A 15,374-nucleotide genomic window follows, 5' to 3' on the forward strand; every position below is an offset into this window, starting at 1 on the left:
TAGTCCTCCCCAAATCGTCGTGAAAGGACATAGCCTGCTGACAACAAATCGCAATAGCTAAGCTTTTGCTATGCAGCCACCGGACTGCGGGGTCCTCTTGATGGTTGGACCAAGATGAATCCACATCTTTACATTTATTCCAAAATTAGACAAAAAGTTAGATGTACCTAGTAACCAACTTTGATCTTGCAACCGGATAGTCAGGCCCGAAGACATTATGCGCGCATCACCTGCCGTCTTGAACCAAGCAGCCCTTTCAGTCGCAGCCCACCGACGCATCGCGCCTTATTTACATAAGACGCCATGTCTGCCATCCCGTCGGGCTTTCACCGACGGGACGCAGTTGCTGTTCAAGGCCGAGAATTTTCAGCGCACCGGGTCATTCAAGTTTCGAGGCGCGTTGTCTAAGCTGACCACCCTCAATACCGATGTCCCGATCATAACTGCCTCGTCCGGCAACCACGGGCTGGCGCTCAGCACCGCCGCAACGATCACTGGACATAAGCTGAGTGTTGTGCTGCCGGAAACGGTTGCCAAAGAAAAACTCAACAAGATCGAAGCGCTTGGCGTCGAGACCATCCTGCACTCGGACGACTCTGGGCTGGCTGAACAACATGCGCGTGCTCTGGCAGAAACAGAGGGTAAGGTTTATGTCTCGCCCTACAATGACGAGACCGTCATCGCCGGTCAGGGCACGATTGGGCTGGAACTGATGCAACAGGTCCCGCACCTTGACATGGTATTTGTCGCCATGGGCGGCGGTGGTTTGATCTCTGGTATTGGCTCGGTCCTGAAAGCTTTTTCGCCGCAGACCCGGATCATCGGCGTGAGCACCGCACATTCCGCAGCGCTGGATGCCAGTATCCGGGCGGGCGAAGTTGTGGAGGTGACACACAGCGAGACGCTGGCGGACGGTTGTGCAGGCAGCATAGATGACGGAGCAGTCACGCTCGGACTGGCCACCGAAGTCGTTGATGAGCTTCTGACGTGCTCTGAGAACGACATCGCGGACGGTGTACGCTCAATCGCCTGGGAAGAGAAAATGCTGGTCGAGGGGTCGGCCGGGTTGGCCCTCGCACCCTGGCGGGCGAACCGTGAGCGCTACGCAGGTCTGACCAGTGTCGTGGTTCTTTGCGGCGCGAACTTCGACAGGGAGACGATCCTGCCCGTGATCGGCGGTCCGGTATGAGACCAAACCCAAAAAGCGCTGAGCGCCAGGCATTCGCGCGCGCCGTTGTCCAGTTGTTCTCCCCCTTCTGCGAGGTCGTCCTGCATGATTTAACATCAGGGACAGTCGCTTACGTTGATGGCTTGCAGTCCGGCCGCGAGACAGGCGACCCGTCCTACCTCGAAGAATTGGGGGTCGAGGATTGGACCGAAGATGTGCACGGGCCCTATCGCAAGACCATGCCGGATGGACGGGCCGTCAAATCGATCAGCGTGGTGTTGAGAGACGCCGGAGGTGCTGCAGACGGCTTGCTGTGTATCAACGTCGATATGTCTCAATTCGAAACCGCGAAGGCCGTGCTTGCCGCGCTCACGTCGGTCCCTGCGTCAGAGGCAGAGCATCCGCTCGCCAACGACTGGGTGGAGGACATGCATGGACATGTCGCAAGCTGGTGTACCACGCGCGGAATTCTCTTGAAGGATTTGCAACCGGGCGACCGGCAAGCGCTTCTGTCTGAACTTGCACGGCAAGGCACCTTCGAGCGGAAACGCGCAGCGCAGTCAGTGGCACGGGCTTTGGGCGTCAGCCGGGCAACCGTTTATCAGGATTTGAAGACGATTTCGGTGGCCCAGACGTCGACCGGCTGACAATATCGGGGGGTGCTGGGGGCATCGATCGTGTTGATGCCCCCAGTGAGGTCTAACGCTCGAGCGCGCCCACGCCGGAGAAGCGGAACGCTTCCTGCTCCAAAGCGTCGATCTCTTCCACACTCATCTCGTCATGCGCCACGGTGATCCGGCCCAGGAAGACGAACGGCAACTCATCCGCGCGCCCTTCCAAGTCGGCTTTGATCGCTTCAGCGGTTGCCGCACCCACATCGTCGCCCATCCGCATGGGTGTCGCATCCAACTCGCCGCGACGGATGGCTTCGAGTTCAAGGCCCGTGCCACCCCAGCCTGTCGAGAAGATATCCTTCTCCTTGCCCATGGCGACCTGCGCCTCGACCGAGCCCATCGCCATAGCGGTATTGGCGTTGTGGATGGTGGTGGCCTCGGGATAGGCCTGCATGATCAGCGAGGTGCCTTCAAAGCCGCCTTCACGCTGATACTCGCCATAGTGCTCATAGACTGTGGTCCAGCCCGCTTTTTCTTCCACACAGGATTTGAAGTCACCCGAGCGCTGGTTGTCGGTGATGCCCGGAATCCCGCGGTTCATCGCCATGGTCACACCTTCGCCCAAACGACCGATCATATAGTCGCACATTGTCAGCGCGCCTGCCGCAGAGGAAAAGTCAAACCAGGCATCCGGCTGGTTCGCCAAATCCTTGAGCGGAGTATGGAACGCCCACACGTAGGTGCTGAAGCCTTCGTTCGCGGAAAGCTTGTCGATATTGTCCGCTTGAATTGCCAGCTCCGACGGGCCGAAAATGACGTAGTCGTAAAGATCCGCGTCCTGCTCCACCTGGTTTGCATACGTCGATTGCAGCGAGTGCTCGATCTGACGGCTTGCGAACTCCGTGGTTTCGTACTCGATCCCCAGTTCATCCAGACGCTTGGTCAGTGCCAGGTAGTTGCGGGCCCAGAAATCCGACGTATCCGCGGACGGGTAGATCAGTGCAATCTGGATTGGAGCGTCCTGCGTGCCGGAGAAGGTTTGCGCTGCGGAGCCTACAACCTCCTGCAAAGCCTCCAGTTTGCCCTCGGCGTTCACCTCGTCCGGCACCCAATAGTCGCGGTCGCCGACATCCGGCAGCTCTTTCAGTGGTAAATGCCCATCTGCAAGGGCTGCACCCGTCAGGGTCATACTTACCAAGAGCCCTGTGGTTATAAGTCGTTTCATCTACGTTCCTCCCTTTGAAAATTCCGGGGCTTTCCATCAGCGCGCTGCGCCAAACCGCCCCTCATGTCGTGCCGTCAGCCGCTTGGATTTGGGCTGCCGGCAAACATGGCTCCGATCGCCAAAAGGGCGATCAGGATGCCCAGAAGCGCCGCGCTAAAGCGCAGCATTTTTTGTCCATCCGGCGTGCCCAGGCCGGCCAACCATCCTCCTGCTCCGTCGCGGTCCTTTTTCTGCATCCAGGCATAGAGTGCGACGGAGCTGACAATCACGACCCCCGACGCCACAGACTGCCAGAAGAACTCGATCCTCAGCGTCACCAGAGCGTTGATCATCATCGACAGGAGGAGCACACCCGCAAAGGACCCAAGCATGGACGCGCGCCCACCGAAGAGGGAGGTGCCCCCGACCACGACGGCGGCGATAACATGCAGGTTGAAATAAGGTGCGGAGGTCGCCTGGATCGCATTGAGCTTGCCCGTCAGCATCACACCCCCAAGAGCCGCACAGGCCCCACAGAGTACGTATGCGTAGACCTTGTGGCGATTCACAGCGATGCCGGTGAGTTCCGCCGCTTCCGGGTTGGATCCGATGGCGATGGTATAGCGCCCGAAATAGGTGCGGGTCAGAAGGATGTAACCTGCAATCATGGTCGCGGTGCCGATCAGGACAGGGATGGGAACAAACCCGGGTATCTGCCCGCGCCCCATGTCAGTGAGAAAATCGGGGAAGCGTGCAAGCACGAGCCCCTTCGCCAACACAAGGGCAAATCCGCGGTAGACGAGGTCCATGGCCAGCGTGCCGATCAAATCAGGCACGTTGAAACGCGTGATGATCAGGCCATTCAGCAAGCCCATGAGCGCGCCCAGCATGATGGCGATGGGAACGGCGACATAGACCGAGAAGCCGTATTGCTTGATGAGGAAAGCCATTAGGATGCCCGAGAGGGCCGCAATCGAACCAATGGACAGATCAATACCCCGCAAGGTGATTACGAAGGTCATGGCCATCGCCATCGGCATGTAGAGGGCTGCGTCCAACAGAATAAGATTGAGATTGGTGGCGCGGAAATAGCGCGCTGGCTCGGCGATCCCCATGAAGATCAGGATCGCCAGGATCATGACCATCGGCCCGATGATCGCGATGTAAGGCTCCAGCCGTTCGGTCAGCGGGGGTTTGGCGGTTGCGGATGTCATCAGGCGGCCTCCTCTGCACCGACGATGAGGCCAAGGACCTCTTGTGTGTTGCTCTCGGCGGTCACAACGCGGCCGACGCATTGGCCGCGACGCTGCACATGGATGCGGTCTGAGACCTCAAAGACATCGTCCAGCGAATGGCTGATCAGGATGACCGCCAGTCCCTGCGCCTTCAAAGTCTGGATCAGCTTCAGCGTGCGCGCGGTTTCTTGTGGACCGAGGGCCGCGGTCGGCTCGTCCATCACCAGCACCCGCAAACCTTCATGGTAAACCGCGCGTGCGATCGCGACGGCCTGACGCTGTCCTCCGGACAGGCTTTCGGTCGGCGCATCAAGCGATTTCAGTGTCACTCCAAGCCTGTCCATTAGCACGCGCTCGGTCTCGCTGCGCATACGCTTGTTGTCGAGTATCGGCACACCGAACACTGTTTTGGTCAGTTCATTGCCAAGAAACATGTTGGCCGCGGGATCGAGGTGATCTGCCAGAGCCAAGGTTTGATACACGGCATCGATACCCCTCTCGATGGCCTCGGCGTGGCTTGCGAAATCCACCTTCTGTCCATCGAGAAAAATTTCGCCTTCTGTAGGCTGGTAAACTCCGGTCAGCACTTTGATTAGAGTGGATTTGCCCGCACCATTGTCACCGACGATGGCCAGAACCTCGCCGGCATAGGCAGCCAGATCGACGTTAGCCAGGGCCGTCACGCCGCCGAAGCGCTTTGTAATGCCGCGCATTTTGACAAGGGGGTCAGACAAGGGAAGCTCCTTCGCCGAGTTGCTGTTTCACGGGGCAGTCAGGCCGACCGCTAGAGGGAGTAGGCCCACGCATCCCTGCGAGGACCTTTAGGAGTTGGAGCTTACTTGCCCCAAATCTCGGCGTAGGATTCCCGGTAGGGGATATCCGGATCGAAGGAGTTGCTATCCCCCAACTTTTCCAGCCCTTCTGCTGTCACCAAAGCAGGCGAGGTGACATAACCAGAGCAGGCCTCGCCTTGAACGGCACGGTTGAGCTCGTCGACCAACTGCCAGCCTTGCAGGTTCAGCGGTTCTGCAACCGTCACCGACTGATAGCCGCCTGACCTAATCCGCTGAAAGGCGGCCTCCGACCCATCGCCGGCGGACCCGGCTTGCGGCCCTTTGTCAGGGGACAGTCCCGCTGCGGCGAGGGATGGGCCCATGAAGTCGAAATAGAGATCGTTGATCGCCAGAGCGTGGGTCCAGCTTTCGCCGTACTTTTGCAGCAGGCTCGTCGTCAGCGGGCCCATACGGCTGGACGTGTCAGCGATGGGCGTGTCCACGTATTCAAGTACGGTGCCTCCCGCCGCTTCGACCGTCTCCTTCAGGCGGTCCGCTTTATCGATCGCGATCTGATAGGTTGAGTCGGTGAAGATCACCACACCAATATCCTGACCGCCATCCTCCAGCGCCCATTCCGCCGCAACCTCTGATACGGTCATCGCATCGGTTGAAACATTGGCAAAGATTCCGCCGGGCGCATCACAGCCGATCTTGGGACCGGAGTGCCAGGCGACCATCGGAATGTTGGCCGCGACCACGCCTTCCAAGGCCGCTTGCTGTTCGACGGCATCAAAACCGTTGATGATGATCCCATCGGGCTGAAGCGCCAATGCTTGTCCGATGGCGCCCGTGCGCCCTTGGATCGAGCCTGCACCGTCGAGAACGCGCACATCCCAGCCGATCTTGGCGGCCGCCTCTTCGACACCTTCGGTTACCCCAAGAATACCGCCATTCTTGAGATCTCCCGCAACTACAACGATTGATTTGCCTTCGGCCGCTGTCGGCCCTGTGGTGGGGCCGTCCCACTCGGCAGCCCAGACCGCCGTACCTGTCATCGCAGTCGTGGCCAAAAGCCCCGTCAGAAATGTTCTCTTCTTCATGTTGTCCTCCCTTTGAATTTTGTTGTGCTCAGCGCTTCTCAGCGCCTTTGCGACGCTGCGCATAACCCGCTATACCAATGGCGATCAGAAGCGTGACGCCGTTGAAAAGCGGCTCGACCCAGAACGATCCGCCAAACTGTTGGATCCCCGAGATCCCAACCGCCAGGATCGCGACCCCCACGACAGTACCCCAGACATTGACGCGACCTGGTTTGATGGTGGTGGAGCCCAAGAACGCGCCGACAAGGGCGGGTAGCAGAAACTCCAACCCGACACTGGCCTGCCCGATCCGCAGCTTTGCGGCAAGGAGCACACCCGCGAGCGCGGTCATCGTGCCGGAGGCGACAAAGGCGCCGATCACGTATTTCCGGGTTGGGATACCGTTCAGCTGCGCCGCGCGCTGGTTGGCGCCGATTGCATAGAGATACCGGCCGACCGGTGTGTATTCGAGCACCAGCCACATCACGACCGTGATGGCCAGCAGATAGTACCCTGTGATCGGCAGACCGAAAACGAAGGTGTTGTTCAGAGCGTAGAAGCCATCGGGTAAGATACCCACCATCTGCCGTCCGCCCGTGTGCCACAGCGCCAACGCATAGAGCACTGTGCCGGTCCCAAGCGTCGCAATGAAACTGTCGATTTTGGCGACTTCAACCAGCAAGCCGTTCAGGAACCCTGTAATGGCGCCCAAAAGAAGAACGGTCGCCACCGCAATAGGCCAGGGTAACCCCAAAAGGGTCTGAAGACTGATCGCCAGAATATGCCACAGGACGATCCCGTACCCGACCGTCAGGTCGATCCGCCCTGCTGCCATCGGAATCATGGCCCCGAGGCTCAGCAGCGCGATGATTGCCTTGTCGCTCACGATAGCGCGCAGGTTCAACATGGTCGGAAAGGTGTTCGGGAGAAGGATCGAGAACAGACCGATCAAAAACACGGTCAGGATCACCAAACCATAGACGGGCAGAAACCGCATCAGGCGCCTTCCGAACGATAGTCCACGCAACTCCGCCTTGGTCGGCTCCAACGCGTTCGAGTCAAGCGATTGCATGAGGTCCGTCCTTCGTTTTTGACATGTTTCCAGCAGAGGCCGCCTGGATCAGATTCTCGGTGCTGAGCCGCGTTCCGGACAGTTCATCCACAATCGCACCTTGGCTGAACACCACGGCACGGTGACAGATTGTGGCGATTTCTTCGAAATCAGTGGAGATCATCAAGATGCCGACTCCATCCGCCAAGGCACAGTTGAGCAACGTATAGATCTCGGATTTTGCGCCGACATCGACACCTGCGGTCGGGTCTTCGCAGAGCAGTAGCGTCCGTTTGGTTGCAAGCCATCGGCCCAGCACAACCTTCTGCTGGTTCCCACCTGACAGCGCCTCAATCGCGAGTTCCGGATCATTGGGAGACAAGCCCAACTCTGCCCCTATGATCGCGGCCTGCTCAGCTTCCGCTCTCGGCGCCAGCATATTCAGCAGGCTGCGCCCAATCCCATCCGGGTTGAGAAAAGTATTTTCACGGATCGACAGGCTCATCGCCACCGACTCTTCGGTGCGATCCTTCGCGACAAGACCGATGCCGGCCGCCATGGCGTCCTGGGGGGAGGCGAGCTTCGGCGCCTCGCCCTTCAACGTCACCTGACCCGAGAAGGGCATAAGACCAAAAAGTGCTCTCGAGATCGCCTCGTGCCCAGCGCCGCGCAAACCAACCAGACCAACAATTTCATTTTGACACAAAGAAAACGCCAACGGCCCTACGTCGCCAACCTGAAAGCCGTTCAGGGCCAATATCTCGCGCCCCAAGGCTTCTGTCGCCCGCACCGTTTCGCGGGTTTTGCGTCCAACTATCTTTTGTACCAGTTCTTCCGGCGTGGTGTGATCGATGTTGCGAACACCGACCATCTCTCCGTCGCGCAGAACAGCGACGCGGTCGGCAATCTCAAAGATTTCGTCAAGCCGGTGGCTGACATAAATCATCCCCACACCACGGTCGCGCAGAGGCCGGATCGCCGCAAACAAGCGATGCACTTCATCGGCCGGTAGTGAGGCGGTTGGCTCATCAAGAACGAGAAATTCGCTGTCCACTGCCAGGGCACGCGCAATCGCGACCAATGACTTTTCAGTCCTACTCAAATTCTCCACGCGGGTTGTCGGTTCGAACTCGCAATCGACTCTCTTCAGGGCCTCGGTGGCAAAGCGCTCCACCTCGCCCCAGCGGATCATTCCGCTGCGTTTTGCAAAACCCAGTGCCAGAGCAATGTTCTCGGCAACGGTCATCCATTCGATGAGGCCGAGATCCTGGTGGATGAAGGCAACTTTCTGACGCTCGCCGAAACCTGCCGGTCGATGCTGGTAGGGCTCTCCGTCGATCAGGACCCGCCCCCGATCTGGCATGTGGATGCCGCCCAGCACCTTGATCAAGGTCGACTTTCCGGCGCCGTTCTCGCCAAGCAGCGCGACAATCTCACCGCGCCCAACGGACAACGACACGTCCTTCAGCGCATAGGTCCCGCCGAAATGTTTCTCGATGCCATCAAAGAACAGACCTGATTGCAGGTTCTGCATCCCAAATTCCTCCCACGCCCAGGCAGTTGAGTTACCCGTAACGTTACGCTAATGCTTGTCATAACAGTCGACTCTGTCAAGCCTGAAGTTACCCGTAACGTACGCTGGTGAATATGAGCGAAAAAAAGAGCAAAAACAGCAAGGTAAGCCTGTCTGAGGTGGCGCGGGAGGCCGGTGTCTCAAAAATGACGGCCAGTCGGGTTCTGCGGGGTGAGGGCGGGTATTCCGAGCAGACCCGAGCCAAAGTGATGGAAAAAGTGGATGCGCTTGGGTATCTGCCGAATCGGCTTGCGACCGTTTTTGCTGGTGACAAGACATCGACCTTCGTAGGCGTTTCCATCCCAGACCTAGGGAACGAAGTGTTCGCGCAGGTTCTTGAAGGAATTGATCGCAAACTTGGCGCCTTTGGACATCAGTCGGTACTTGGCCTGACCCAGCACACCCAGCTTGAAGAAGAGAACTGGATCCGGACTGTTTTGTCTTGGCAGCCGGCGGGTCTCATCCTGACGGGTCGCTATCACTCCAAGCGTGCCCTGGACATGCTTCGGAATGCGAATGTGCCAATTGTCGAGATTTGGGATCTGAACTCCAGTCCAATGGACATGAGCGTCGGCATCAATCACTTCGATAGCGGGTTCGAAATGGGGCGGTTCATCGTTGGGCAAGGCTATCGAACAATCGGATATGTCGGCACCTCGCACGACACCGCAAACGCCGCATCCGCTCGACTGGATGGATTCTGCAAAGCTGTTGAGGGCAGTGGCGGAACCGTGGCGCGTCAACTTTGCCTTCATGACACCGCCACGTACTATCCCGGATACTATGGGACGGAACAACTGCTTGGCGGCGCCCACGGGATCGAATGCATCTACTTCCAGAACGACGCGATGGCCTTCGGCGGCTTGCAGTTTTGTGAAGCCAAAGGCATGCGGATTCCAGACGACATGGGAATTGCGGGCTGGGGCGACCTGCCCGTCGCTGCCGTTATGCGCCGTCGCTTGACCTCAATGCATGTCCCACATCTCAAGCTCGGTCAGGTCGCCGCCGAGATGATGCTGGCGCGGCTCTCAGATGAGCCGGTCGCGGCCTGCCGCGACATCGGGTTCCGCCTGATACCTGGCTCAACTGTCAGATCTGCGTTGGCCAACTAGGTCGTGATACAAAGGCAAATGAGCGCCCAGAAGCGACGTCACACGAACCTTCTCCGGTCGCGACCTGACCAGCCCACCGGCCCGGCGGGGAACCCCAACCCGCAGCCTCGATCTGCTTTGGTTTGTGTGATGTCAGCAGCGGTGGCATAAGTCTGCGTCTTTTTGGTTGGGCGGTGGTGAGCGCTTTACCAGAATTTGCCCAAAGGGGCCTTTGCAAACCGAACATAGCCAAGCGTTCGGGTGGCATCTCCGACGAGAGCGATACCACCCGTGTGGCAATTCAATGCGGGTTCAATCATCCGACACATGCACCGGGGGAATTGCATTCGGCGCGACATCCAACGCCATACCAACAACACGCCCAACGTCTTCAACCGTGGTCCTTTGACCAAAAGTCGCACCATCGATTGATGTCAGAGTCGGTTTTGGCGGGGAGCGGTCGGCCACAATCGGTGCCAAATCGTTTTGAGGACGCATCAAGACCGGCTTACCACCGTACTTCGAATGGGTCCTTGCACTTTGTGCTGGCGTGGGGGTGGTGCCGTCGATCTCTAAACTCGACATGACAGTCGACAAAACAGCGGCTTCGATGAGATTGCTATCGAAGTAAATCGGCAAGAGATCCTCGTGGGCGCGGGTGCGGGCGTAGGCCGGATGCCTGAACACCGTCGGCTTCCGCATCTCGGATGCAGTCACAGAAACGTCCGATTGCTGCGTTGGTGGCGGGAACGAAACATCCATGTGCCCGCCGACCTTCGGTTGAGGCGCCGGCGACATCCCGATTGATCCAAGTTGGCCCAGGTCCCTCGCGACACCTGGCAAAGACGGCGCGACCTTGAACGGCCCACTTGAAACTAAATCCGACCATAATACTCCCGACACGGTCGGAGCCTCATCAAGGGCCGCAAGAGCAACGCGGTCGCCATCAAAAACAATCAGCGGTACTGTAGATCCGTTCAAAGCAATACTTTTGAACGAAACGTTTTTCAGATCAGACAGCGACACCCAGCCTAAACCAACAACAAGTCCAAGGCTCAACACCATGCCGAAGCCAAGACCAAAGAATGCGGCGAAAGCAACAACCACGGGCAGGGGGATACGCCACCCTTGGCGGGCTTCAGCATTGATAGACGCGGTTGCCGGATTCCGGTCCGTTGCCAAGAGTCCCGACGCCGAATGATGACCTGCTTGTGCAGGCACCGATACAGCAGATGTTTTCGGTGCCGCAAGCTTAGGGGCGAAGTCTGATGTCTTTGCTGCACTATCTCGGAAAGCCAAAGCCGTGACAGGCGGTTTCTTCTCTATCGCGCCCTTCTCGGCCAAAACGCGTGCGCGTTCGATACGAGCGGTCGCCAAGCGTTCCTCCAGGTCAATCTGAAGTGCCGCGCGCTCTGCGGATGTCGGCTGATTTTCTTGTTTTACGGAATGCTCCGATCCGCTTTGCCCAAACTCGGCTGACATAAACACGCACTCCAAGTACCAATTGTTACAAAAGCGAATCTAAAAAATGCTCGTTCAGCCTACAGGCGTTTCGGCTATTTTGCAAAGTTAGGGGTGCGGCTGGGGCACAATGGGCCAGTCTGGGTCAAGTCCCTCTGAGCCAACCATCCAGTTGGCGCTCGAAAAATATGAAGCCGGATGGATGAGCCCGTCTTCAAGTATCGCTGATCGTGCTCTCCATTGACATACGAAATTCGCATAAATCGCTGTTCCGCTGCGCACAGCACCTGATCTCTGTGCAACGGCAGTGGGGATGGACCAAACGACGATAGAGGCGCTCAAAGACAGCGGCGTGCCACGCGCAGAGCGGAGTGTGGCTAACCTCGCCGCGTATCACAGGGTTATCTTTGATGTAGAAGGTCCAAGGATCAGACGCCGAGAAGGCACCGGACCCTGCGAATGTCCAAGCATGTTTTGCGATTGCGCGAGAGAGAAACCGTGCAGCAGGTCGGGCGGGCAACGCCCGCAGTACGTATTGCGCCGGTTTGGGAATGCGGTGACGCAAAATGTAATCTGCCGTGTCCCGGCCTGCCGCTGTCGTCAGACTGGTTGCCACGGTCGGCTCCTCGGCACGCAGAAGCTGGTGCAACCGCGCGGCATCTTCCTCGGGGATCATGTGTCTGCCGTCGGGGATTTCCAGGATGCCCGCCCTCTCAAGCGTCGCCTTCATATTCTGACGCCCGCCGAGGCTTTCGAGATGCGGCAACAATTGTAGGACCGCATTTGGGCCGATCAGCCCCCGGTGCTCAGTTGCGGTGTCAGGCATCCTCAATCTGTGCGTCGCTTCCGCCGCACGCCCGGACCTTGGCACCGTTTGGCATCTGAAATGCCTCCTTACGATTGACCGAACGGTCCTTCATCTGGGCGCGCACAGCCTCGCGCCGCTCGGCGGCACGGGCCGCGCGATCAGCGGAAGCTTCCCAATCATCCAGTTGCGCCTCCGCCAACTGTCGTGTGTCATCGAAATGGAAATCCACTGTCTTTTTCGTCTGCGGTCCCCAATACCCGGCTTTGCCAAGATCATAGAATGTCCGCTGGAAACCGGCCTTCAGAAAGGCATAGAGGCAGCCCAAAAGGTACCGTCTGCGAAAACCGGTGCCCCGCCATGGATAGTGAAACAAGGCCTTTCGGGAGTAGAACCGCCTATAGTTGTTCATTACGCCGTCTAACAACTCACCCCGTTCCATGGCAGCGGGTTTCATAATGGGTGTGACGAAATTATACTTTGAGAAATCGTAGATCTGGACTTGATCCTTCAACTCCTGAAACAGCGGCGTGAACGGCCACGGCGTGTACATGGACCAGTTGGCAAGGTCAGGCTGCCAGTCCCACGCCATACGGAAGGTCTCTTCGAGCGTTTCAGGCGTCTCGTTATCCAATCCGACGATGAACTGAGCCTCGACCAGAATGTCGGCCTCGCGCAACAACCTGATGGCGGTCTTGTTCTCCTCGACCTTTGTCTCCTTGTTGAACTGGTCGAGCTTCATCTGCGCTGCGGCTTCGGTGCCGAGCGACACATGCACCAGCCCTGCCTTGCGATAAAACTTCAGCAAGTCCCGGTCGCGATAGATATCCGTCACGCGGGTGTTGATACCCCATTTCACCCGTCTCGGCAGGTCACGGTCAATCAGTTCCTCACAGAAGGCGACGAACTTCTTCTTGTTGATGGTGGGCTCTTCGTCAGCGAGAATGAAGAAACCCACGCCGTGGTTTTCGACCAAATCCTCAATCTCATCCACCACATCCCGTGGGTCCCGAACCCGGTAGTCGCGCCAGAACTTCCATTGACTGCAGAATGAGCACGTGAATGGGCAGCCCCGCGCCAAGTTGGGGATCGCTACCCGCGTGCCCAAGGGGATATAGATGTACTTCTCCCAGTCGAGCACGCTCCAGTCGGGTTTGATAGAAGAGAGATCTTTGACGGTCGAAGCGGCGGGTGTCGCAATGATCTCAGTGCCATCGCGAAACGCCAAGCCATTGATCTTCCGCCGATCCGCTGGCCAGCGCCCTTCCTGAATCGCCCTCATGAGATCGGTGCATATCTCTTCGCCCTCACCTCGAACGACCACATCAACCCATGGCGCTTCAGAGAGCACCTGTTTGAACATGAACGTGGCGTGCACTCCGCCCAGAACCCGCACGGCCTCGGGCACAACCTCGCTGGCAACCTTCAGAACGTCTTCTGCGCGATAGATCGATGGTGTGATCGCTGTCACGCCAACCACATCTGGCTTCAGATCCTCCATCCGCCTTGCCAGATCGGCATCGGTCAAGTTGTCGGTCATCGCGTCAATGAAGTGAATATCGCTGAAACCGGCCTGCCGCAGGTGTCCCGTAAGATATGCCACCCAAGCGGGCGGCCACGTCCCTGCAATCTCGGCTCCGCCAGATCGATAGTTTGGATGGACGAATAGAATGCGCATAGCCGCCTCCATTGTGTAAACCAAAAATTACACAATAGCAGTCCGACAGGATTGACATAGATCAACTGTTCGCTTTTCGCGCGCCTAAGGCGACTTCAAGTATCGCGCAATCGCAATATCGCGATCCAGGGATAGTCTTCGCCGCGCTGCCTTCGAGGCTGCAAAAGTCCGCTTCCGTCGATAGTCGGTCGCTTCGCCTTGACTGAGTTTTCCACATTTCCGCCGACTGTCGTGATCGTGCCTTGGCTTTGATCTACGTCCGTCACGAAATCGGAGTGGGACGGGTAGTAACCGTCAATCTTCAGGTGATCCAAGGCAGCCGCGAGATCAAAGCGTGATGCAGTGGACCGACCGTAGTGCACAATATCTCCTGGGCGTGGAGGATACACTTGAGGATCCATGACTTCAAAAAGAGGGGAGGCGAGACGCTCTTCGACAAGATCCTCGAAGTATTTCCAGTGCGCCTGCGCACATTTAAAGCGGGTCTCTCCAACGCCCTGTTCGGAGATCGCCCAGCTGATAAATGCGGCGGACCATGCCGGATTGCCGGTGCTTCCATCGGCAAATGTGACGACTGACCGGCCATGATAGGGCAGACCCAGCGCCTTCCAATAGTCACCCACGCGCGCAAAGTGGGGCTCTTCATCTTCTTTATGCCGACCATTGGCAAAGCGTTCCAACTCGGCATTCAGTGTCGCAAGCAAACCGGCGCGCAGTCCGACCACGCCGCTCACCCCCGGACCTGCACCGCGCCCATCGAATACCGGGGACCACGTGCCGAAGTGAATTGCGTGGGCTTTCGGCAATCGCGTTCCCGGCGCAAACCCGTGATAGTGAACGTCTTCACGGCTCTCGTCGCCAAACATCGCAACAGCATTGGCCACCACATGGTTTCCCCATTGCGATAACGCTGTCACCGACGACAAAAACGGGTTCAGAAAATGGGTGGCGCCACCGAGCACCCCGGCCCGACCGTTGACACGGGCCTGCAGATAATCGCGAACAATACCCTCGATCTGTGATTTTGCAGCAGTGAGCCCCGACCAGCTGCCAACGGAATTGATGGCTGAAAACTGGAAGGGCTGATCAACAACGGCCTGAATGCCGGACGGAAAAGAGGGATGCACAACTCGGTTGAGGATCGTCTCGACAACCGCTTCAAGCCCGCCGATCAATTGATCGGCTCCGTACTTCCCGAAATGGCCTACTTCGCTTTGCGCAACACGGGCCAAGGCGTCGAAGTCTTGTGGTGTGATTTCGACGCGCAGGTGATCGCCAGTCGCAGGTTGTGGTGCGATGGGCTGCTGAACATGCAGTGCGATATCCGGCGCCACGTCAACGACGGCAGGTATGTCAGGCGTAGGCGAAGAAGGTACGCCCTGCGCATCCAGCATGCGTTTGAGCCGCGCAACGACCCGCGCCTGCTTCGCCAACTCCGAAGCGGCAAGGGCTTGCAGCGCGCTCACCGCCTGGGTCAACCGTCCCAGACGCCATGCGTCGGACAAGGCCTGAAGCTTATCCGCAATCGCGATCTTTGCGTTCAACTCAGTCTGCAACCGATCACGGTCCGCCCCGGATGTTGCCGACAACTCCATTTGCAGGTCGATAATCGCCGTTGCGATCTGAGTAATTTCAGATC

The 15,374-nt window shown here is 58.1% G+C and carries 13 protein-coding genes; 3 read left to right on the top strand and 10 right to left on the bottom strand.

Going from position 1 to position 15,374, the window contains the following annotated elements; genetic code table 11:
- Positions 1 to 217: 217 nt before the first annotated feature.
- A complete protein-coding gene (locus Q1A71_RS14660) occupies positions 218 to 1,189 on the top strand; it encodes a pyridoxal-phosphate dependent enzyme (protein ID WP_299677618.1) in 972 nt (323 codons plus the stop codon).
- A complete protein-coding gene (locus Q1A71_RS14665; RefSeq protein ID WP_299677621.1) occupies positions 1,186 to 1,815 on the top strand; it encodes a PAS domain-containing protein in 630 nt (209 codons plus the stop codon). The genes Q1A71_RS14660 and Q1A71_RS14665 overlap by 4 nt, the downstream gene beginning before the upstream one ends.
- Positions 1,816 to 1,867: 52 nt before the next feature.
- Here the strand turns inward: Q1A71_RS14665 and Q1A71_RS14670 are convergent, their stop codons facing one another.
- The 6 genes from Q1A71_RS14670 to Q1A71_RS14695 all read right to left on the bottom strand — a co-directional run bounded on the left by Q1A71_RS14670 (position 1,868) and on the right by Q1A71_RS14695 (position 8,661).
- Positions 1,868 to 3,007 (bottom strand): substrate-binding domain-containing protein, encoded by a 1,140-nt coding sequence (locus Q1A71_RS14670; protein WP_299677624.1) that lies wholly within the window; start codon positions 3,005 to 3,007, stop codon positions 1,868 to 1,870.
- A 74-nt stretch (positions 3,008 to 3,081) separates the two neighbouring features.
- Positions 3,082 to 4,200: an ABC transporter permease gene (locus Q1A71_RS14675; RefSeq protein WP_299677627.1), complete on the bottom strand. Its 1,119-nt coding sequence runs from the start codon at positions 4,198 to 4,200 to the stop codon at positions 3,082 to 3,084.
- On the bottom strand, positions 4,200 to 4,955 hold the full coding sequence (locus Q1A71_RS14680; protein ID WP_299677630.1) for an ATP-binding cassette domain-containing protein: 756 nt from the start codon (positions 4,953 to 4,955) through the stop codon (positions 4,200 to 4,202). Before Q1A71_RS14680 ends, Q1A71_RS14675 begins: the two co-directional genes overlap by 1 nt.
- 101 nt (positions 4,956 to 5,056) lie before the next feature.
- The gene (locus Q1A71_RS14685) at positions 5,057 to 6,097 is read right to left on the bottom strand and encodes a substrate-binding domain-containing protein (RefSeq protein WP_299677633.1); all 1,041 of its coding nucleotides are present in this window, start codon (positions 6,095 to 6,097) and stop codon (positions 5,057 to 5,059) included.
- Positions 6,098 to 6,125: 28 nt separating this feature from the next.
- Positions 6,126 to 7,148 carry an ABC transporter permease gene (locus tag Q1A71_RS14690; protein ID WP_299677637.1) on the bottom strand — a complete coding sequence of 341 codons (1,023 nt, stop codon included), beginning with the start codon at positions 7,146 to 7,148 and terminating at the stop codon, positions 6,126 to 6,128.
- On the bottom strand, positions 7,135 to 8,661 hold the full coding sequence (locus Q1A71_RS14695) for a sugar ABC transporter ATP-binding protein (protein ID WP_299677640.1): 1,527 nt from the start codon (positions 8,659 to 8,661) through the stop codon (positions 7,135 to 7,137). The genes Q1A71_RS14690 and Q1A71_RS14695 overlap by 14 nt, the downstream gene beginning before the upstream one ends.
- Positions 8,662 to 8,774: 113 nt before the next feature.
- Here Q1A71_RS14695 and Q1A71_RS14700 point away from each other — a divergent pair, with 113 nt between their 5' ends.
- A complete protein-coding gene (locus Q1A71_RS14700; RefSeq protein WP_299677643.1) occupies positions 8,775 to 9,812 on the top strand; it encodes a LacI family DNA-binding transcriptional regulator in 1,038 nt (345 codons plus the stop codon).
- Between the two features lie 291 nt (positions 9,813 to 10,103).
- Here the strand turns inward: Q1A71_RS14700 and Q1A71_RS14705 are convergent, their stop codons facing one another.
- From Q1A71_RS14705 to Q1A71_RS14720, 4 genes are all read right to left on the bottom strand, one after another.
- Complete coding sequence (locus Q1A71_RS14705; RefSeq protein ID WP_299677646.1) at positions 10,104 to 11,273, bottom strand: hypothetical protein; 1,170 nt, start codon at positions 11,271 to 11,273, stop codon at positions 10,104 to 10,106.
- 193 nt (positions 11,274 to 11,466) lie between these two features.
- Entirely contained in the window at positions 11,467 to 12,078 is a 612-nt protein-coding gene (gene bchJ, locus Q1A71_RS14710; RefSeq protein ID WP_299677649.1) for a bacteriochlorophyll 4-vinyl reductase, read from the bottom strand.
- On the bottom strand, positions 12,071 to 13,735 hold the full coding sequence (gene bchE / locus Q1A71_RS14715) for a magnesium-protoporphyrin IX monomethyl ester anaerobic oxidative cyclase (protein WP_299677652.1): 1,665 nt from the start codon (positions 13,733 to 13,735) through the stop codon (positions 12,071 to 12,073). Before bchE ends, bchJ begins: the two co-directional genes overlap by 8 nt.
- A 95-nt stretch (positions 13,736 to 13,830) precedes the next feature.
- Positions 13,831 to 15,213 (bottom strand): DUF2272 domain-containing protein, encoded by a 1,383-nt coding sequence (locus tag Q1A71_RS14720; protein ID WP_299677655.1) that lies wholly within the window; start codon positions 15,211 to 15,213, stop codon positions 13,831 to 13,833.
- Positions 15,214 to 15,374 lie beyond the last annotated feature (161 nt).

This window comes from uncultured Roseobacter sp. (assembly GCF_947493125.1).
Classification (GTDB): domain Bacteria; phylum Pseudomonadota; class Alphaproteobacteria; order Rhodobacterales; family Rhodobacteraceae; genus Roseobacter.

Bases quoted from the DNA above. Each gene is read 5' to 3' on its own strand.
- Q1A71_RS14700 (WP_299677643.1), top strand. From the start codon at position 8,775: ATGAGCGAAAAAAAGAGCAAAAACAGCAAGGTAAGCCTGTCTGAGGTG.
- Q1A71_RS14690 (WP_299677637.1), bottom strand. From the start codon at position 7,148: ATGCAATCGCTTGACTCGAACGCGTTGGAGCCGACCAAGGCGGAGTTG.
- bchE (WP_299677652.1), bottom strand. From the start codon at position 13,735: ATGCGCATTCTATTCGTCCATCCAAACTATCGATCTGGCGGAGCCGAG.
- bchJ (WP_299677649.1), bottom strand. From the start codon at position 12,078: ATGCCTGACACCGCAACTGAGCACCGGGGGCTGATCGGCCCAAATGCG.
- Q1A71_RS14660 (WP_299677618.1), top strand. From the start codon at position 218: ATGCGCGCATCACCTGCCGTCTTGAACCAAGCAGCCCTTTCAGTCGCA.
- Q1A71_RS14675 (WP_299677627.1), bottom strand. From the start codon at position 4,200: ATGACATCCGCAACCGCCAAACCCCCGCTGACCGAACGGCTGGAGCCT.
- Q1A71_RS14695 (WP_299677640.1), bottom strand. From the start codon at position 8,661: ATGCAGAACCTGCAATCAGGTCTGTTCTTTGATGGCATCGAGAAACAT.
- Q1A71_RS14670 (WP_299677624.1), bottom strand. From the start codon at position 3,007: ATGAAACGACTTATAACCACAGGGCTCTTGGTAAGTATGACCCTGACG.
- Q1A71_RS14685 (WP_299677633.1), bottom strand. From the start codon at position 6,097: ATGAAGAAGAGAACATTTCTGACGGGGCTTTTGGCCACGACTGCGATG.
- Q1A71_RS14705 (WP_299677646.1), bottom strand. From the start codon at position 11,273: ATGTCAGCCGAGTTTGGGCAAAGCGGATCGGAGCATTCCGTAAAACAA.
- Q1A71_RS14665 (WP_299677621.1), top strand. From the start codon at position 1,186: ATGAGACCAAACCCAAAAAGCGCTGAGCGCCAGGCATTCGCGCGCGCC.